Annotated in this window: 13 protein-coding genes; 10 read left to right on the forward strand and 3 right to left on the reverse strand. The window is 62.9% G+C overall.

The genetic code is table 11. From position 1 onward, the window contains the following. The first annotated feature begins 301 nt into the window (after positions 1–301). The 5 genes from rplJ (at position 302) to CU_RS01520 (ending at position 10362) form a co-directional block, all read left to right on the forward strand. Positions 302–814: a 50S ribosomal protein L10 gene (gene rplJ / locus CU_RS01500; RefSeq protein ID WP_012359558.1), complete on the forward strand. Its 513-nt coding sequence runs from the start codon at positions 302–304 to the stop codon at positions 812–814. Between the two features lie 136 nt (positions 815–950). Continuing rightward, complete coding sequence (gene rplL / locus CU_RS01505; protein ID WP_041628448.1) at positions 951–1337, forward strand: 50S ribosomal protein L7/L12; 387 nt, start codon at positions 951–953, stop codon at positions 1335–1337. Positions 1338–1473: 136 nt separating this feature from the next. Continuing rightward, entirely contained in the window at positions 1474–2448 is a 975-nt protein-coding gene (locus CU_RS01510) for a PorA family protein (RefSeq protein WP_231837712.1), read from the forward strand. A 343-nt stretch (positions 2449–2791) separates the two neighbouring features. Continuing rightward, the gene (gene rpoB / locus CU_RS01515; protein WP_012359561.1) at positions 2792–6304 is read left to right on the forward strand and encodes a DNA-directed RNA polymerase subunit beta; all 3513 of its coding nucleotides are present in this window, start codon (positions 2792–2794) and stop codon (positions 6302–6304) included. Positions 6305–6390: 86 nt separating this feature from the next. Beyond that, positions 6391–10362 (forward strand): DNA-directed RNA polymerase subunit beta', encoded by a 3972-nt coding sequence (locus CU_RS01520; protein WP_012359562.1) that lies wholly within the window; start codon positions 6391–6393, stop codon positions 10360–10362. Between the two features lie 124 nt (positions 10363–10486). Here the strand turns inward: CU_RS01520 and CU_RS01525 are convergent, their stop codons facing one another. Then, complete coding sequence (locus CU_RS01525; RefSeq protein ID WP_012359563.1) at positions 10487–11224, reverse strand: DUF1707 SHOCT-like domain-containing protein; 738 nt, start codon at positions 11222–11224, stop codon at positions 10487–10489. A gap of 141 nt (positions 11225–11365) precedes the next feature. Between CU_RS01525 and CU_RS01530 the strand changes: the two genes are divergently transcribed. Continuing rightward, complete coding sequence (locus tag CU_RS01530) at positions 11366–11563, forward strand: DUF4236 domain-containing protein (protein WP_012359564.1); 198 nt, start codon at positions 11366–11368, stop codon at positions 11561–11563. Here the strand turns inward: CU_RS01530 and CU_RS01535 are convergent. Both CU_RS01535 and CU_RS01540 read right to left on the reverse strand, forming a co-directional pair. Beyond that, positions 11560–12294 carry a radical SAM protein gene (locus tag CU_RS01535; protein ID WP_012359565.1) on the reverse strand — a complete coding sequence of 245 codons (735 nt, stop codon included), beginning with the start codon at positions 12292–12294 and terminating at the stop codon, positions 11560–11562. The two genes, CU_RS01530 and CU_RS01535, sit on opposite strands and share 4 nt — an antisense overlap. After that, positions 12287–14179, reverse strand: a complete 1893-nt coding sequence (locus CU_RS01540; RefSeq protein ID WP_012359566.1) for a ribonucleoside triphosphate reductase — start codon at positions 14177–14179, stop codon at positions 12287–12289. The genes CU_RS01535 and CU_RS01540 overlap by 8 nt, the downstream gene beginning before the upstream one ends. Positions 14180–14568: 389 nt before the next feature. Here CU_RS01540 and CU_RS01545 point away from each other — a divergent pair, with 389 nt between their 5' ends. From CU_RS01545 to fusA, 4 genes are all read left to right on the forward strand, one after another. Continuing rightward, positions 14569–16434 (forward strand): acyltransferase family protein, encoded by a 1866-nt coding sequence (locus tag CU_RS01545; protein ID WP_231837713.1) that lies wholly within the window; start codon positions 14569–14571, stop codon positions 16432–16434. Positions 16435–16804: 370 nt separating this feature from the next. Continuing rightward, positions 16805–17176 (forward strand): 30S ribosomal protein S12, encoded by a 372-nt coding sequence (rpsL, locus tag CU_RS01550; RefSeq protein WP_041628449.1) that lies wholly within the window; start codon positions 16805–16807, stop codon positions 17174–17176. A gap of 3 nt (positions 17177–17179) precedes the next feature. After that, entirely contained in the window at positions 17180–17650 is a 471-nt protein-coding gene (rpsG, locus tag CU_RS01555; protein WP_012359569.1) for a 30S ribosomal protein S7, read from the forward strand. Between the two features lie 198 nt (positions 17651–17848). Then, positions 17849–19957, forward strand: coding sequence for an elongation factor G (fusA, locus tag CU_RS01560; protein WP_012359570.1), 2109 nt, complete (start codon positions 17849–17851; stop codon positions 19955–19957). Positions 19958–20134: the final 177 nt, after the last annotated feature.

Raw genomic sequence — 20134 nt, forward strand, 5'->3', positions numbered from 1 at the left:
AAAGTTTCACCGAAGACCGTCGGTCACTTGGGAAAACGCTTTCCAGCATCGCTGAGATATTCAGCAAGCTCGTGTGGGCGCTCCCGGGTTGAAGGATCATCATCATGATGACGGCCCACGCAGGTAACACGAGACGTTTTGTATCGCGCCGCTAGCTTCACGCCAGCGAGCTGCGGTTCCAGAAGCGCCCCGTTGCCCCCTGCGGGTACGGGGCGCTTTGTCGTTGTGAAAGTGTTTCCTTCGTTTCGATCGCCGGTGCACGTACACACGTACACCAGAACATCAGGAAGGAGGCGAGAGTATGGCTAATCCAAAGAACACTGCAGCGCTGCAGGAGCTCAAGGCACGCTTCGAGGAAGCAGACGCCACCGTGCTGACCGAATACCGCGGTCTGTCCGTGGTTGAGACCACCGAGCTGCGTCGCGCGCTGGGTCAGGATGTCACCTACTCCGTCGCCAAGAACACCCTGCTCAAGCTGGCTGCTAAGGAAGCTGGCATTGAGATCGACGAATCCCTGCTGACTGGTCCTACCGCTGTTGCTTTCATCAAGGGCGAGGCTGTTGACGCAGCTAAGGCCATGAAGGCTTTCGGCAAGGATCACGAGGCTTTCGTCGTCAAGGGCGGGAACATGGACGGCGCTGCGCTGTCCGCTGAGCAGGTCATGGCTATCGCCGACCTGGACAACCGCGAGACCACCCTGGCCAAGCTGGCCGGTGCTCTCCAGGGTTCCTTGGCAAAGGCTGCTGGACTGTTCAACGCTCCTGCGTCCCAGGTTGCACGCCTCGCGGCTGCCCTGCAGGAGAAGAAGGACTAGTTCCGCCACGCTGGGCGCGAGGGCACGGTGTGCCACCGCGCTGGACCACAAGCCGGTCCATCACAGTAAAAACTTTTAAAAACACTTCGCCGCAGGGCCAATTGCCCAGGCGGCACAACACGAAAGGATGCCTATTATGGCTAAGTTCACCAACGAAGAGCTGCTGGATGCCTTCAAGGAGATGACCCTGATCGAGCTCTCTGAGTTCGTCAAGCTGTTCGAGGAGACCTTCGACGTCACCGCTGCTGCTCCGGTTGCTGCTGTTGCAGCTGCTGGTGGCGCTGAGGGCGGCGCTGCTGCTGAGGAGAAGGACGAGTTCGACGTCGTTCTCGAGGACGCAGGCGCTAAGAAGATCGGCGTCATTAAGGTCGTCCGCGAGGTCGTCGCTGGCCTGGGCCTGAAGGAGGCTAAGGAGCTCGTTGAGGCTGCTCCGAAGGCTCTGCTCGAGGGCGCTTCCAAGGAGGACGCTGAGGCAGCTAAGGCTAAGCTGGAAGAGGCAGGCGCAAAGGTCTCCCTCAAGTAATCCAGTTGCCGCGCACAGCGGCCACGTGATTCACCGCCCCGCAAGGTTCGCCTTGCCGGGGCGGTTTTTTGTTGCTGCGCAGAGCCACTTTTCAAAGAAAAACAGCGTGTCTGCGGGCTGTTGTAGCATGTTCAGCATGAACTCGAAGTCCCGTATCGTTGCTGTGTTTGTGCTCGGCCTGGCCAGCGCCATGATCGTGGCGGGCGTGCTCCTGCCACGGCTCTTCCCCGAGGAGCGGCCGGTGCCGCTGGGGCTGCAGCACACCACTTTCACCTTGGAAGACAAGGATGCGACCGTGGGGCCGGGTTATCTGGGCGTGGGGGAGGATGAGCCCATCCAGGCGCCGGTGGCCCGCCAGTTCAACATGCAACTGGGCCAGCCGGCGACGGAGGAGGAGGCGACGGTGCGCGTCGGCGTCTCCAACGCTCGCACCAACGTGGACGATGATCTGGAGTCCCTGCTGGATGCGCAGGTTTATAGCTACCGGCTGAACCGGACGAACGGTGAGGCGGTGGGGGAGGCCAAGGTCGCAGATTCCCCGGCGACCCCGCCGAAGTCTGTGGAGCTGGAGGGGTCCTGGGCGAAGTTCCCCGTGGATACCCAGCAGCAGAGCTACGAGTACTTCGACTGGACCGCCCGTCATGCCTACCCGGCGGAGTTCCGGGGCACTGAGCGTCGGGAAACCTCTAGCGGTGAGGAGAAGGAGATCTACCTCTTCCGTCAGGAGATTCCGGCGGAAAAGGTCAGCTCCCACTACAGCGGCATCCGCAACGCCATCGTCAAGGACGGCGACCGTGCGGAGCTGTATCACGGTGGCTGGCGCGAGCTGGCGGTGGAGCCGGAGTCCGGCATGATCGTGGGCATCGAGGAACACATCCAGGACGAATACCGCAACGCCGAGGGTGAGGCGGTGGAACCGCTGCTGACCTTTGAAGGCCGCACGACCGAAGCTAATGAGCGCCAGATGCTGGACCAGGCGGACGAGCTCGGCGGAAAGCGCTCCACGGAAAAGTGGGGCCGTGGGGTGTTCTGGGCCGGTGTGATCCTGCTGCTCGCCGCACTCGTGGTGGCGCTGCGCCGGGAACGGAAGCGCCGGGCTACAAGCGTGTAATTTTGCGCCCGTCGAAGCGGACAGATACTATCGGCCTGTTCGGTGTCCATGGGGGTGGACATTTGGGGGCATCTACTATATGGTAGTTCGTTGCGCTGGTTAAATTCTGAACCCTTGTGGGCAGGCGAGTTGAGAGATGATGATCTCACCAACAATCGGCCTTGGCAATGAGCTTCCCTCCAGCAGTCGCAGACTGCGGAAAAGCGGATTTGACAAGGTCCTTTAGGCATTCCTGCTTATCTGGCGTTCGGAATCACACCACCGATATAGACCACCACGAAAAATCGTACGCTCACGCAACCGTTTCCCAGCCTGGCTCCACCCAGGCGAGGAGAAACGCTTAGTGCTGGAAGGACCCATCTTGGCAGTCTCCCGCCAGACAAGTTCAGTGGCCGGAATCCCCGGAGCTTCGACTCGCTACTCTTTCGCGAAGATCGACGCCCCGATCGAGGTTCCAGGCCTTCTTGACCTCCAACGAGAGTCCTTCGCCTGGCTCGTCGGCGCCCCGGAGTGGCGCGCCCGCATGCAGGCCGAGGCTGGGGAGGGAGTCCGCGTCACGAGCGGACTGGAGGACATTCTCGAAGAGCTGTCCCCCATTGAGGATTATTCGGAAAACATGTCCCTCACGCTCTCGGAGCCACGCTTCGACGACATGAAGACCTCCATCGACGAGGCCAAGGAAAAGGACATCAACTACGCGGCACCGCTGTACGTGACCGCGGAGTTCACCAACGCCCAGTCCGGCGAAATTAAGTCCCAGACCGTCTTCATCGGCGATTTCCCGATGATGACCGACAAGGGCACCTTCATCATCAACGGCACCGAGCGTGTCGTCGTCTCCCAGCTGGTCCGCTCCCCGGGCGTGTACTTCGATGAGTCGATCGACACCTCCACCGAGCGCCCGCTGCACGGCGTGAAGGTCATCCCGTCCCGCGGTGCATGGCTGGAGTTCGACGTCGATAAGCGCGACACCGTCGGCGTCCGCATCGACCGTAAGCGCCGCCAGCCGGTGACCGTCCTGCTGAAGGCCCTCGGCCTGACCACCCAGGAGATCACCGACCGCTTCGGCTTCTCCGAGATCATGATGTCCACCCTCGAGAAGGATGGCGTCGAGAACACGGACGAGGCACTGCTGGAGATCTACCGCAAGCAGCGTCCAGGCGAGTCCCCGACCCGCGACTCCGCGCAGGCCCTGCTGGAGAACTCCTTCTTCCGCCCGAAGCGCTACGACCTGGCGAAGGTCGGCCGCTACAAGGTCAACCGCAAGCTCGGCCTCGGTGGCGACACCGACGGCACCATGACCCTGACCGAGGAAGACATCCTCACCACGATCGAGTACCTCGTCCGCCTGCACGCTGGCGAGCGCACCATGACCTCCCCGGAGGGCGTGGAGATCCCGATCGAGGTCGACGACATCGACCACTTCGGTAACCGCCGCCTGCGTACGGTCGGCGAGCTGATCCAGAACCAGGTCCGGGTTGGTCTGTCCCGCATGGAGCGCGTCGTCCGCGAGCGCATGACCACGCAGGACGCCGAGTCCATCACCCCGACCTCCCTGATCAACGTGCGTCCGGTCTCGGCAGCGATCCGCGAGTTCTTCGGTACCTCGCAGCTGTCCCAGTTCATGGACCAGAACAACTCCCTGTCCGGCCTGACCCACAAGCGCCGTCTGAACGCGCTGGGTCCGGGTGGTCTGTCCCGTGAGCGCGCTGGCCTCGAGGTCCGCGACGTTCACCCGTCTCACTACGGCCGCATGTGCCCGATTGAGACCCCAGAGGGCCCGAACATTGGTCTGATCGGTTCCCTGTCCTCCTACGCCCGCGTGAACCCGTTCGGCTTCATCGAGACGCCGTACCGCCGCGTCGTCGATGGTCAGATCACCGACGAGGTCGAGTACTTCACCGCGGATGAAGAGGACCGTCACGTCATCGCTCAGGCGAATACGCCGTTCGATGCGGACATGAAGTTCACTGAGGACCAGATTGAGGTCCGTCTGCGCGGCGGCGACGTGGAGGTCGTCCCGGCAAGCCAGGTGGATTACATGGACGTCTCCCCGCGCCAGATGGTCTCCGTCGCAACCGCGATGATTCCGTTCCTGGAGCACGACGACGCCAACCGTGCCCTCATGGGTGCGAACATGCAGCGTCAGGCTGTGCCACTGCTGCGCGCCGAGGCCCCGTACGTCGGTACCGGTATCGAGCAGCGCGCTGCGTACGACGCCGGTGACCTGATCATCGCCCCGAAGGCTGGTGTGGTGGAGTACGTCTCCGCTGACTACATCACCATCATGGACGATGAGGGCATCCGCGATACCTTCATGCTGCGCAAGTTCGAGCGCACCAACCAGGGCACCAGCTACAACCAGAAGCCACTGGTCAACCAGGGTGACCGCGTCGAGGCCGGCCAGGTCATCGCCGACGGTCCGGGCACCGATAACGGTGAGATGGCGCTGGGTAAGAACCTGCTCGTCGCCTTCATGCCGTGGGAGGGCCACAACTACGAGGATGCAATCATCCTCTCCCAGCGCATGGTTGAGGAAGACGTGCTGACCTCGATCCACATCGAGGAGTACGAGATCGATGCCCGCGACACCAAGCTGGGCCCGGAGGAGATCACCCGCGACATCCCGAACGTCGGCGAGGACGTCCTTGCTGACCTGGATGAGCGCGGTATCGTCCGCATCGGTGCGGACGTCCGCGACGGTGACATCCTCGTCGGTAAGGTCACCCCGAAGGGTGAGACGGAGCTGACCCCGGAGGAGCGCCTGCTGCGCGCCATCTTCGGTGAGAAGGCCCGCGAGGTTCGCGATACCTCCATGAAGGTTCCGCACGGTGAGACCGGCAAGGTCATCGGCGTGCGCGTCTTCTCCCGCGAGGACGACGACGACCTCGCCGCTGGTGTCAACGAGATGGTCCGCGTCTACGTCGCCCAGAAGCGCAAGATCCAGGACGGCGATAAGCTCGCCGGCCGCCACGGCAACAAGGGTGTCGTCGGCAAGATCCTGCCGCAGGAGGATATGCCGTTCCTGCCGGACGGTACCCCGGTGGACATCATCCTGAACACCCACGGTGTGCCGCGTCGTATGAACATTGGTCAGGTCCTGGAGGTGCACCTGGGCTGGCTGGCGAAGGCCGGTTGGCAGGTCGACACCAACTCCGACGACCCGAAGATCAAGGCCATGCTGGAGACGCTGCCGGAGGATCTCTACGACGTTCCGGCCGACTCCCTGACCTCCACCCCGGTGTTCGACGGTGCGTCCAACGCCGAGCTGTCCGGTCTGCTGCGCTCCTCGCGCCCGGACCGCGACGGTATCCGCCTGGTGGATGACTTCGGTAAGGCGCAGCTGATCGACGGCCGTACTGGTGAGCCATACGAGCACCCGATCTCCGTGGGCTACATGTACATGCTGAAGCTGCACCACCTGGTCGATGAGAAGATTCACGCCCGTTCCACCGGTCCTTACTCCATGATTACCCAGCAGCCGCTGGGTGGTAAGGCCCAGTTCGGTGGCCAGCGCTTCGGCGAGATGGAGGTGTGGGCAATGCAGGCATACGGTGCCGCCTACACCCTGCAGGAGCTTCTGACCATCAAGTCCGATGACGTGGTGGGCCGCGTGAAGGTCTACGAGGCGATCGTGAAGGGCGAGAACATCCCGGATCCGGGTATCCCAGAGTCCTTCAAGGTCCTCCTCAAGGAGCTGCAGTCCCTGTGCCTGAACGTTGAGGTTCTGGCTGCGGACGGCACCCCAATGGAGCTGTCCTCCGATGATGACGACGAGCTTGAGTCCGCAAACGCAGCGCTGGGTATTAACCTGCAGCGCGATGAGCGTCCAGACGCCGACATCGACGTCGGCTAACGCTCAAGGCTTCGCACACTTTCAGATTCTGACCTAGGTTCACCCACAATGGCCCTCCACATTCTTGGAGGGGAAAGGAAGTCCACGTGCTGGACGTCAACTTCTTCGACGAACTACGCATTGGCCTGGCCACGGCCGATGACATCCGTCGCTGGTCGCGCGGCGAGGTAAAGAAGCCCGAGACGATCAACTACCGCACCCTCAAGCCAGAGAAGGACGGTCTGTTCTGCGAGCGCATTTTCGGGCCGACCCGCGACTGGGAGTGCTCCTGCGGTAAGTACAAGCGTGTCCGCTACAAGGGCATCATCTGTGAGCGCTGTGGCGTCGAGGTGACCAAGTCCAAGGTTCGCCGTGAGCGCATGGGCCACATCGAGCTGGCCGCTCCGGTGACCCACATTTGGTACTTCAAGGGCGTTCCGTCCCGCCTCGGCTACCTGCTGGATCTGGCCCCGAAGGATCTCGAGAAGATCATCTACTTCGCAGCCAACATCATCACCTCTGTCGATGAGGATGCTCGTCACAGCGACCAGACGACCCTCGAGGCAGAGATGCTGCTCGAGAAGAAGGAGGTCGAGCAGGACCGCGACGCGGACCTGGCCGACCGTGCCAAGACTCTCGAGGAGGATCTCGCAGAGCTCGAGGCCGCCGGCGCGAAGGCCGACGCCAAGAAGAAGGTGCAGAACGCCGCTGACCGCGAGATGCGCCACATCCGTGAGCGCGCTGAGCGCGAGGTGGAGCGCCTCGACGAGATCTGGAACACCTTCGTCAAGCTCGCCCCGAAGCAGATGATCGCGGACGAGACGCTCTACGAGGAGCTGCTCGACCGCTACGAGGATTACTTCACCGGCGGCATGGGCGCGGAGGCTATCCAGACCCTGATCCGCAACTTCGACCTCGAGGCCGAGGCCGAGTCCCTGCGTGAGGTCATCCGCGACGGCAAGGGCCAGCGCAAGCTGCGCGCCCTGAAGCGCCTGAAGGTTGTCGCTGCGTTCCTGCGCTCCGGCAACGACCCGGCCGGCATGGTCCTGGACTGCATCCCGGTCATCCCGCCGGAGCTGCGTCCGATGGTTCAGCTGGACGGTGGCCGCTTCGCGACCTCCGACCTCAACGACCTGTACCGTCGCGTCATCAACCGCAACAACCGACTGAAGCGCATGCTGGATCTCGGTGCACCTGAGATCATCGTGAACAACGAGAAGCGCATGCTGCAGGAGTCCGTGGACGCGCTGTTCGACAACGGCCGTCGCGGCCGTCCGGTCACCGGCCCGGGCAACCGTCCGCTGAAGTCCCTCTCCGACCTGCTGAAGGGTAAGCAGGGCCGCTTCCGCCAGAACCTGCTGGGTAAGCGTGTGGACTACTCCGGCCGTTCGGTGATTATCGTTGGTCCGCAGCTGAAGCTGCACCAGTGTGGTCTGCCGAAGCTGATGGCCCTGGAACTGTTCAAGCCATTCGTGATGAAGCGCCTGGTGGAGAAGTCCTACGCGCAGAATATCAAGTCGGCGAAGCGCATGGTTGAGCGCCAGCGCCCAGAGGTCTGGGACGTTCTGGAAGAGGCCATCGCCGAGCACCCGGTGATGCTGAACCGTGCACCAACGCTGCACCGCCTGGGTATCCAGGCCTTCGAGCCCGTGCTGATTGAGGGTAAGGCTATTCAGCTGCACCCGCTGGCCTGTGAGGCCTTCAACGCGGACTTCGATGGTGACCAGATGGCAGTCCACCTGCCGCTGTCCGACGAGGCCCAGGCTGAGGCCCGCATCCTGATGCTGGCTTCCAACAACATCCTGTCCCCGGCCTCCGGTAAGCCGCTGGCTATGCCGCGTCTGGACATGGTCACCGGCCTGTACTACCTGACCCTGATCAAGGGCAAGGAGGAGTTCGGCGGCCAGGGTGCCTTCACTGAGGCCACCGAGCAGGGCCCGGCAACTGGCGTGTACACCTCCCTGGCGGAGGCCATCATGGCCTACGACCGTGGTGTGCTCGGCCTGCAGGCCCCGATCCACGTCCGCATCGACCACCTCCGCCCGCCGGCTGAGGTTGAGGCGGAGCAGTTCCCGGATGGTTGGCAGAAGGGCCAGACTTGGACCGCCGAGACCACCCTGGGCCGCGTGCAGTTCAACGAGCTGCTGCCGTGGAACTACCCGTACGTCGAAGGCGTGATGGACAAGAAGAACCAGGCCGTCGTCATTAACGACCTGGCAGCGAAGTACCCGATGATCACCGTCGCGCAGACGGTGGACAAGCTGAAGGACGCTGGCTTCTACTGGGCAACCCGCTCCGGTGTGACCATCACCATGCACGACGTGCTGGTCCTGCCGAATAAGCAGGAGATCCTCGACGAGTACGAGGCCAAGGCTCAGCGCATCGAGAAGAAGCTGGCCCGAGGCAAGATCAACGAGTCCGAGCGCTACCAGTCTCTGGTTGACCTGTGGAAGGAAGCAACGGACTTTGTCGGTGAGTCGGTGGAGAAGCTCTACCCGGATGACAACCCGATCCCGATGATCGTGAAGTCCGGTGCTGCCGGTAACATGCGCCAGATCTGGACCCTGGCCGGCATGAAGGGCATGGTCACGAACTCCCGCGGTGATTACATCACCCGTCCGGTGAAGACCTCCTTCCGTGAGGGCCTGTCCGTGCTCGAGTACTTCAACAACTCCCACGGTTCCCGTAAGGGCCTGGCGGATACGGCACTGCGTACCGCTGACTCCGGTTACCTCACCCGTCGTCTGGTGGACGTCGCGCAGGATGTCATCGTCCGCGAGGACGACTGTGGCACCAAGCAGGGCGTTGTCCTGGACGTCTGCACCCCGGTGCTGGACGCCAACGGCGAGAAGACCGGCGAGTTCGCTCGTGCGGACTTCGTCGAGACCTCCGTGCTGGGCCGCTTCCTGGCCGCCGACGCCATCGGCGCGAACGGCGAGGTTGTCTGCGAGGCCGGTACGGTCATCGGCGAGCTGGAGCTGGCAGAGCTGGTCAAGGCTGGCGTGGAGACCATCAAGGCTCGCTCCGTCATGACCTGTGGCACCGCCACCGGCGTGTGCTCCACCTGCTACGGCAAGTCCATGGCCACGGGTAAGAAGGTCGAGATCGGCGAGGCCGTCGGTATCGTTGCTGCCCAGTCCATTGGTGAGCCGGGTACCCAGCTGACGATGCGTACCTTCCACCTCGGTGGTGTTGGTGGCGATATTACGGGTGGTCTGCCGCGTGTTCAGGAGCTGTTCGAGGCTCGTGTTCCGAAGGCGAAGTCCCCGATCGCTTCCGTGGACGGCAAGATCAAGATCGAGGACGACGACGCGTTCTTCACCCTCACGATCATCCCGGACGATGGTTCCGAGGAGGTTGTGTACGAGAAGCTGTCGAAGCGTCAGGGCCTGGCAACGCTGGGCACCGGTGGCGTGGAGCGTCCGCTCCGCGACGGTGACCACGTGAAGATGGGCCAGCAGCTGCTGAAGGGCGCTGCGGATCCGCACGAGGTGCTCCGCGTGATGGGTCGCCGTGGTGTGCAGCAGCACCTGATCAACGAGGTGCAGAAGGTGTACCGCGATCAGGGTGTGGCTATCCACGACAAGCACATCGAGATCATCGTGCGCCAGATGCTGCGCCGCGTGACGGTCATCGACTCCGGCTCCACGGAGTACCTGCCGGGCTCCCTGGTGGATCACTCCGATGCGGTTGCTGCGTCGAAGGAGGCCGTGAAGACTGGTGGCCGCCCGGTCGAGGTTCGCGCCGAGATCATGGGTATCACCAAGGCTTCCCTGGCAACCGAGTCCTGGCTATCCGCCGCCTCCTTCCAGGAGACCACTCGCGTGCTGACGGACGCTGCGATCAACAAGCGTTCCGATAAGCTCATCGGTCTCAAGGAGAACGTGATCATCGGTAAGCTGATCCCGGCTGGTACGGGTATCGCCCGCTACCGCAACATCCAGGTCCAGCCGACCGAGGAGGCTCGTGCTGCGGCGTTCACGTTGCCGTCGACCTTCGGTGACGGTTTCTACGGTGACGAGGGCTACGGTGAGTTCACCGGCGCGTCCGTCCCGCTGGATGACCTCGGCCTGCACTAAGGCTTAGGGTTTCTAGGCTTGGGCCTAGAGGTTTAAGGCCTCAGGGTTTTTAGAACCCTGAGGCCTTTTGCTGTGCTTTGCGGAAGGGGAGAGCCGGAGGGGCGGGGTAGTGGGCGTCCGGCGGCTAGTTCAGGCGGCGGACGTGCACGGCGACAGAGCCAAAACTGTGGGACCCCGTGATGCGCAGTGTGGGAGCGTTCTCGGGGAGCCGCTCCGGTGGCACAGCCCCACGGGCGACCTTGAAGGTCGTCTCCCCGAAGAACCCTTCCGTGTCGATGCGCACGCGGATGCCCTCTGGAACAAGGATTTTGACATCCCCAAAAACGGCCCCCACGTCGATGGTGGTGTGATGCGAGGCCAAACGTGCCGAAAGCAGGTCGACAGTCACTGTTCCGGCGTGTGCTCGGACCTCCTGGTAGGCAGGGACGGTCCAGTGGTGGAGCCGGCGGTCAGAGAACAGAGCCTGCACCCTGTTGTTGGGTAGGTTCTCCCCGGTGACCAGCTGGTTGGTGAAGTAGGTGACCTCTTCCGGGGATCGTGCGGGTACCGCCGGACGGTTGAAATTAGTGAGCTTTTCCCAGAAGCTTTGCCCATTATTTTTGGGCGCAGGACGCTGCGTGGCAGGGCTCGGGCTCGTCGGGGCAGTAGGGGCCGACGGGTGGCCGTAGAGTGCCGCGCGCGGGTCGAGGAAAAGATCTGTCAGCGGCACGAGCAGCTCGCCTCGGGTCTGGGCGACGATGCACTGCTGCACTCGCTCATCGAACTCCGCGATGCTGATCTGGCCGCGGCCGAGTGCGTCGTGGAGGAGAGCTTGGGCGCGGTTGCGGTCGTTGTCATCGCAACGGAGGGCGTCGTCGTTCATGGCTAAGAGGATAGTGGAGCTTAGCGTCAGCAGTGTTGGGCAGACCAATACGTGGTCGATAACACAACCGGGCGAGGCCACAACCGGCACAACGAGACAGGAAAGAGCTCCCCTCCGCTTCACCCGCTAGACTCTGAGCCCATGGGAATCTTTTTTCGTGAGTCCAAGAAGGTCGGCCGCAACGGCCGCATCAACGTCTCCAGTGGCGGGGTGGGCGGCTCCTACAAGCTGGGGCCGGCCCGCATCACCCAGAAGGCCAATGGGCAGCAGATGATCCGCATCCAGACCGGCATCCCGGGCCTGAATTTCACCAAGACCTTCGGCAAGAAGCCCCGTTAGGCCACGTAGCGCCCGGCGTCATCGACGTTCCGGGCCCACTGCAGGTGTAGCTCGTGCCCGAGCCTTGCGACCTCGCCCTGTAGCTCCTCAAGGTGCTGCTCGATCACCGAGCCCGGCCACAGTGTGGTGCGCATCTGCAGTTCCACGCCGTACTGCTCCGCCGCGGCGGCGGCTACCCGTAGCGAATCCCACATTCGCTCCGCGGCCCGCGGCGCCAGCCCCGTGACCGCAGCGGCATGACGGGGGAGCGCTTTAACGTCCAGCCCGATCCAATCCGGTCGTGTTTCCTCCGTGGCCAGCAAGGCGCGTAGCCGCGCGGGCGCGTACCCGCTCGTGTGCAAGCCCACCGGGAAGCCGGCAACCTTCGTGGCCGCAAGCGCTGCGGCCAGCCCGGCCGCCGCCAGTGGCTCACCACCAGAGATCACCAAACCATCCAGCATCCCTCGGCGCCGCTCCATGAGCTCCAGGGCATCCGAGAAGAGCGGTCGCCCCTCGGCTCCGCGAGTCCCACCCGAGCCTTCGCCAGCCCCGCCCAAATCTGCAGCAGGCTCGCCTCCGCCCACCACCGGGAATTCCTGCAGCTGCGCATTGTGGCAGTACACGCAGCGCAGCGGGCAACCCTGGGTGAACACGGTCGCCGTCAGTTTTCCTGGCCAGTCAGTAGCAGAAAAGGGAATCAGCCCTGCCAAGGCCAAGCGGTTGGCGTCCTGAAAAGCGGCGGAACTACGCATGCGGTCGGGCTCCAACCGCGGACGGCGAGAACTCGCCAACCTGCATCGCCACAGCCTCACGGAAGTACTCCCGCTCGCTGAACTCGCCGCGCTTGCCGGTGTTGAAGCTGCTCGTCGGGCGGAAGTATCCCATCACACGCGTCCACACCTCGGTATCGGTGCCACAGCTGGGGCACTGTGGGTGCTCGCCGGACAGGTATCCGTGCTGCGGGCACACCGAGAACGTCGGGGTGACCGTCAGGTACGGCAGCTCGAAGCTCTCCAACGCCCGGCGTACCAAGGCCGCGCAGGCCTCCCCGGAGCTCATCGCGGCTCCCATGTAGAGGTGCAGCACGGTGCCGCCGGTGTACTTCTTCTGCAGTTCCTCCTGCTCGGCCAGTGCCTCGAAGGGGTCCGGGGTGTGCGCCACGGGCAGCTGCGAGGAATTGGTGTAGTACGGCTGCTCTGCGGTGCCTGCCTGCAGGATATCCGGGTAGCGTGCGCGGTCCTCGCGGGCGAAGCGGTAGGTCGCACCTTCAGCCGGGGTGGCTTCCAGGTTGTAGAGGTTGCCGGTAGCTTCCTGTGCTTCGAGGAGCCGCTCGTTGAGGTGGTCGAGTAGCCGGGCGACGAGCGCGTGGCCCTCGTGGTCGGTGATGTCGCGGGCCCCGCCGGTGAAGTTGCGAACCATCTCGTTGCAGCCGTTCACGCCGATGGTCGAGAAGTGGTTGTTCAGGCTGGGCAGCCAGCGGCTGGTGTAGGGGTAGAGTCCCCGTTCCATGTTCTCGGCGACGAACTGCCGTCGCCGCTCCAGCGTGTCGACCGCGAGGTCCACGAGTTCGTCGACTGCCGCGAAGAGTGCTGCTTCGTCGCCGCGGTGCAGGTAGCCGAGCCGCGCGCAGTTGATCGTGACGACGCCAATCGAGCCGGTCAGCTCGGAGGAGCCGAAAAGGCCATTGCCGCGCTTCATCAGTTCACGAAGGTCCAGCTGCAGGCGGCAGCACATGGAGCGAACCATGCCTGGGTCGAGGTCCGAGTTGAGGAAGTTCTGGAAGTACGGCAGCCCGTACTTGGCGGTCATGTCGAAGAGCAGTGCGGCGTTGGCGCTGTGCCAGTCGAGGTCCGGGGTTATGTTGTAGGTGGGAATGGGGAACGTGAACGGGCGGCCGTCGGCATCGCCGGCTCCCATGACTTCTAGGAAGGCGCGGTTGATCATGTCCATTTCCGTCTGCAGCTCGCCATAGGTGAAGTCCACGGGCTCACCCCCGATCAGTGGGGTCTGGTCGGCGAGGTCGGCGGGGCAAGTCCAGTCGAAGGTGAGGTTGGTGAAGGGGGTTTGGGTGCCCCACCGGGAGGGGACGTTGAGGTTATAGACGAACTCCTGCAGGCACTGCTTGACTTCATCGAAGCTGAGGTTGTCGAGCCGGACGAAGGGGGCCATGTAGGTATCGAAGCTGGAGAAGGCCTGGGCGCCGGCCCACTCGTTTTGTAGGGTGCCGAGGAAGTTCACGGCTTGGCCGCAGGCGCTGGAGAGGTGGCGGGGTGGGTGGGACGAGATCGCACCCGGGACTCCGCCGAAGCCTTCCTCGAGGAGTTGGCGCAGGGACCAGCCGGCGCAGTACCCGGTGAGGCTGTCGAGGTCGTGAATGTGGATGTCACCGCAGCGGTGCGCCGCGCCAGCCTCGGGGGCGAAAACCTCGTCCAGCCAGTAGTTCGCGGCGATCTTTCCGGAGGCGTTGAGGATGAGCCCACCGATTGAGTAGTCCTGGTTCGCGTTGGCGTTGATGCGCCAGTCCTGGCGGTGCAGGTATTCCTCGACCGTTCCGGTGGGGTCGACGGTGACTCGCTGCTGCTGGTTGTGCGTGCGGCATGTGCGGTGGGCTGAGGATCGAATGCTGGGGGCGGTCATGGTGGGTCCTCTCGTCGGGGGGGCGGTGGGGCGGGGCCGTGGCGGGTGGGTTGTCCCGCGCTCGTACCAAATAACATACGTGGAATTCCCGGCCTAGCAAGCAGCGAAAGCGCTAGATATGGAAGGTGACATATCTATAATGTCTACATATTGTGGTCCAGGGTTCGTGCTGTTCATTTGGTGTCCACGTGTAGTGAGGGCGTGATCTTAGCCTCATTGCGGTGTTGCGGTGGCCTTCCTGAGACTTGCGAGACTTCCCACCTGTCCGTGACGGGAAGGCGAGCTGGGGGTTAACTGAACATGGCCCTAAAGCCCCCTCTTCGGCTGCAATGTTGTCCGCCTGTGGTGCTAATCTCACGTGGTGGCAAATTGAGCCGGAGGGAGTAGAAGTGCACGTCCGAATTCGTCAGATCGCGGGTCTCGACGGGCTGCGAGGGGTCGCGGTGGCAGCCGTGGTGCTGTATCACTTTTTCGGCGACCTTCTGCCCGGTGGGTTCATGGGCGTGGACGTCTTCTTCGTGCTTTCCGGCTTCCTGATCACGTCGATTCTGCTGCGCGAAGTCGCCCTCACCCAGGGTGTGAGCTTCCGGGTTTTCTGGAAGAGACGTCTGCGGCGTATCGCCCCGTTGGCCCTGTTCGTCCTCATCATAACGACGGCGGTGGTGGGGACGATCGGCGGCGATCTTGCGGTGAAGCTGCGCACCCAGTTCTTCGGTACCGCGTTCTTCGTCAATAACTGGGTACAGATCGCGAACTCCGAGTCCTATTTCGCGAAGTCGGATATCCAGGTCACCGCACACTATTGGTCGCTGGCGATCGAGGAGCAGTACTACCTGATCTGGCCAATTCTGGTGTGGCTGGTGCTGCTCGCCGTTAAACGTAACGCAACCCGCTTCCGCCCGCGTATGGCGGTGTTGACGGCGGTGATGGCGGTCGCCTCGATGGTGGCGATGGCGTTGATCTTCGACCCGCAGCAGGATCCATCGCGGGTGTACTACGGCACGGATACCCACGCCTTTGGTCTGCTGATGGGCTCACTGGTTGCGCTCCTGCTGACCTCCCCGGTGCGGTCGCGGGTGGCGGATTCTCACCCCCGCCGCCTCAACTGGTTTAAGCATCAGCTGCTCGCGGACTGGATCCCCGCGCTCGCTTTTGTGGGGCTCGTGGCGATGATGATGACCGTGCACGCGGAAAGCGCATTCACCTACCGGGGCGGGTTGGTTATTGCCAGCCTGCTGACCTCCCTGGTGGTCATGGGTCTGGTGCGTGGCGATAATGCCATCGACGAATGGATGAACATTCGGGTGCTCCGTTGGCTGGGGCATCGCTCCTTCTCTATCTACCTGTGGCACTGGCCGATCGTGATGATCCTTCCAGTGCTGGCGCCCAAGGCGCCCGAGTGGTTGGTCGGCATCGTGGCTGTGGTGCTCACCGCCGTGATCTCGGAGTGGAGTTTCAATCACATCGAAACGCCGTTCCGCCGTCACGGTTACCGCGAGACGATCAAGGGCTGGTTTAGTGGTGGCGTGATGCGCAAACTGAGTGCCGGATTCGCCGTCGTCCTCGTGGGGGCGCTGACCGCCTGCGGGCTGGTCACCGCGCCCACCGAATCGAGCCTGGAATCGGATCTGAAGGAAAAGTCCGAGCGACTTCAAAAGGCCAATGAGGAAGCCGCGAAAACCACGCCGCCTGTCCCGAAGGATGGCAGCAAGATCCCGGTCGCAGAGCGCAAGATGCCTAGCGGGAACAAGATCAGCATGGTTGGCGACTCTGTGATGTTGGCGTCCTCCGAAGTCTTGCAGGAAAAGTTCCCAGGAGCGACCGTCGACGCAGCGCAGAGCAGGCACTACATCGCGGCCCTGCCGATCCTGCAGCAGATGGCGGATGCCGGGACGCTGCGCGAGTTCGTGGTGCTCGGCCTTGGCACCAATGGCCCCTCTGACGGTGCGGGGGACCCAGAGATGCTCAAGAAGATCCGGCAGACCGTGGGTAAGGATCGCGTCATCATATACGTGATGCCCTACGGGGACCGCGACTGGATGGCGCACGCCAACGAGGAGCTCATCGAAGAGGCGAACAAGGCTCCCAACGTGTACCTCGCCAACTGGTGCGAGGCTGCGAAGGAGAATGACGACTTCGTCGACGGCATTCACCCGGGGGCGAAGGGGGCGGAGCTCTACGCCGGTGCGGTGAAGGATGCGCTCAAGCAGTGGAAGGCTGGCAAGAAGGACATTCCGCAGAGCTGCAGCATGTAGCGCCCGGCGGGGGAGGGCGGCCTGAAGCTTAGGTGGCCCGTTCCGTCTGCCAACACCTGCAAATACCTGCGCCCGGAAGCACATCCGGGCGCATTTGGTTTTCGGTGGCCACTGCGGTAATCTGACCGGCGTAGATTGTATTGCTCCGATGGCGCGTACCGAAGGGTAAACGGCAGAGGGTGCTCAATACAGGGATCTTCGTGCCGAGTGCGCGGAGTGATACAAAACGGTAGTGGCCCCGGAAAGAGCCCCCATTTTTTGCTGTTCAAGGGTGTTTTTCCTCCCAGGTCAGCAAGTGGGTGTCCCACCAGGGGGTTCACGACATACCGAGGCTTCTGCAAGTTTAAAACCCAAAGAAGAAAGTCTATCTATGCCAACTATTCAGCAGCTGATCCGCAAGGGTCGCCACGATAAGCCGAGCAATGTTGCGACCGCCGGCCTGAAGGGCTCCCCGCAGCGTCGTGGCGTGTGCACCCGCGTGTACACCACCACCCCGAAGAAGCCGAACTCGGCTCTGCGTAAGGTCGCCCGTGTTCGCCTGACCTCCGGCATCGAGGTCTCCGCATACATCCCAGGTGAGGGCCACAACCTCCAGGAGCACTCCATGGTGCTCGTTCGCGGTGGTCGTGTGAGGGACCTCCCGGGTGTTCGCTACAAGATCGTCCGTGGCGCTCTGGATACCCAGGGTGTCAAGGATCGTAAGCAGGCACGTTCCCGCTACGGCGTTAAGAAGGAGAAGTAAGCCATGCCACGTAAAGGTCCAGTAGCACAGCGCCCACTCGTCAAGGACCCGGTGTACGGCGATGTCCTCGTCTCCCAGCTGGTCAACAAGATCCTGATCGACGGCAAGAAGTCCACCGCTGAGCGCATCGTCTACGGTGCCCTCGAGCAGTGCCGCGAGAAGACCGGCACCGACCCGGTCCTGACCCTGAAGAAGGCTCTCGACAACGTCAAGCCGGCCCTCGAGGTTCGCTCCCGCCGCGTCGGTGGCGCGACCTACCAGGTTCCGGTCGACGTCCGTCCGGGCCGTTCCACCACCCTGGCACTGCGTTGGCTCGTCACCTTCAGCCGCCAGCGTCGCGAGAACTCCATGATTGAGCGTCTCGCCAACGAGATCCTCGATGCCTCCAACGGCCTGGGCGCTTCCGTGAAGCGTCGCGAGGATATCCACAAGATGGCTGAGGCCAACCGCGCCTTCGCTCACTACCGCTGGTAGTCGCTTGACCGGCTGGCCGCGGTCGCTGCGGCTAGCCCAGGCGGGAGTAGTGGGGGAGGGAAAATTCCCCCTACTCCAGACGGCCATAAAAATGGCAAAATAGAACCTGAACAGACCAATGCGGCTCGCTAGGCCTTATGCGACCATCAACCTTAAGGTCCGGGCCGCTCGACAACGATTGAGCGGAGTTTTTAACCAGTGGCACTCGAAGCACTGACCGACCTGAAGAAGGTCCGCAACATCGGCATCATGGCCCACATCGATGCCGGTAAGACCACCACCACCGAACGCATCCTCTTCTACACCGGTATCAACCGTAAGGTGGGCGAGACCCACGACGGTGCATCCACCATGGACTGGATGGAGCAGGAGAAGGAGCGCGGCATCACGATTACGTCCGCCGCGACGACCTGCTTCTGGAACGACAACCAGATCAACCTGATCGATACCCCGGGCCACGTCGACTTCACCGTTGAGGTCGAGCGTTCCCTGCGTGTCCTGGACGGCGCTGTCGCTGTCTTCGACGCGAAGGAAGGCGTTGAGCCGCAGTCTGAGCAGGTCTGGCGCCAGGCTGATAAGTACGACGTCCCACGCCTCTGCTTCGTTAACAAGATGGACAAGCTGGGTGCGGACTTCTACCACACCGTGCAGACCATCATCGACCGCCTCGGCGCGAAGCCGCTGGTCATGGAGCTGCCGATCGGCGCTGAGGACGACTTCGAGGGTGTTGTCGACCTGCTGCAGATGAAGGCCCTGATGTGGCCAGGCGTCGTTGCCGCAGGCACCGAGCCGACCATCGAGGAGATCCCGGCCGACCTGCAGGAGAAGGCTGAGGAGTACCGCGAGAAGCTGATCGAGGCTGTCGCCGAGTCCGACGAGGAGCTCATGGAGCGCTACTTCGCCGGCGAGGAGATCACCGTTGACGAGATCAAGAAGCAGATCCGTCACCTCACCATCAACGGCGAGGCATACCCGGTCTTCTGTGGTACCGCCTACAAGAACAAGGGCATCCAGCCGATCCTGGACGCCATCATCGACTACCTGCCGAACCCGATGGACGTCGGCTCGATCAAGGGCTTCGACCCGAAGGATCGCGAGATTGAGCGCAACCGCAAGCCGTCCCGCGACGAGCCGTTCTCCGCTCTGGCGTTCAAGGTCGCTGTTCACCCGTTCTTCGGCAAGCTGACCTACGTCCGCGTCTACTCCGGTTCCGTGGAGACCGGTGACAAGATCATCAACTCCACCAAGAACAAGCCGGAGCGCGTCGGCAAGCTGTTCCAGATGCACTCCAACAAGGAGCAGCCGGTTGACCGCGCATCCGCCGGTCACATCTACGCCTTCATTGGCCTGAAGGACACCTCCACCGGTGACACCCTGTCCGACTCCGCTAACCCGGTCGTCCTCGAGGACATGGACTTCCCGGATCCGGTCATCGAGGTGGCCATCGAGCCGAAGACCAAGTCTGACCAGGAGAAGCTGGGTACCGCTATCCAGAAGCTGGCGGAGGAGGACCCGACCTTCACCGTGAAGCTGGACGAGGAGACCGGCCAGACCGTCATCGGCGGTATGGGCGAGCTGCACCTCGACGTCCTGGTTGACCGCATGAAGCGCGAGTTCAAGGTCGAGGCAAACGTTGGTGCTCCGCAGGTTGCTTACCGCGAGACCATCAAGAAGCCGGTCGAGAAGCTCGAGTACACGCACAAGAAGCAGACCGGTGGTTCTGGTCAGTTCGCTCGCGTCATCATCGCTCTGGAGCCGCTGGTTCCGGAGGAGGGCTCCGAGGAGACCTACGAGTTCATCGACGAGGTCACCGGTGGCCGTATTCCGAAGGAGTACATCCCGTCGGTCGACCAGGGTATCCAGGACGCCATGCAGTACGGCTACCTCGCTGGCTTCCCGCTGGTGAACATCAAGGCCACCCTGCTGGACGGTGCTTACCACGAGGTTGACTCCTCCGAGATGGCCTTCAAGCTGGCTGGTTCCATGGCTCTCAAGGAGGCCGTGGCGAAGGCTAAGCCGGTTCTGCTGGAGCCGATGATGGCCGTTGAGATCATCACCCCTGAGGAGTACATGGGTGAGGTCATCGGTGACGTCAACTCCCGCCGTGGCTCCGTGTCCTCCATGGAGGACCGCTCCGGCGCGAAGGTCGTTAAGGCCCGCGTCCCGCTGTCCCAGATGTTCGGCTACGTTGGCGACCTGCGTTCCAAGACCCAGGGCCGCGCCAACTACTCCATGATCTTCGACTCCTACGCTGAGGTTCCTCAGAACGTGGCTGAGGAGATCATCGCCGAGCGCACCGGCAAGTAGTTCCCGAGGCGGGTGGGCTAGCTGGTACCGCTAGCTAGCCTCCCGGCATCGAGGTTCTACACCTTCAAGCCCGCCTGGGTTGCGATCCACGCCAGTGGAACTGCAAGAAACCTGGGCAAACACCGACCCCGCACCTGCGGGGTGGGGTAGGGGCTTGCACGTCGCACCATCAAAGTT

Origin of the sequence: Corynebacterium urealyticum DSM 7109 (genome assembly GCF_000069945.1) — a bacterium.
GTDB lineage: Bacteria > Actinomycetota > Actinomycetes > Mycobacteriales > Mycobacteriaceae > Corynebacterium > Corynebacterium urealyticum.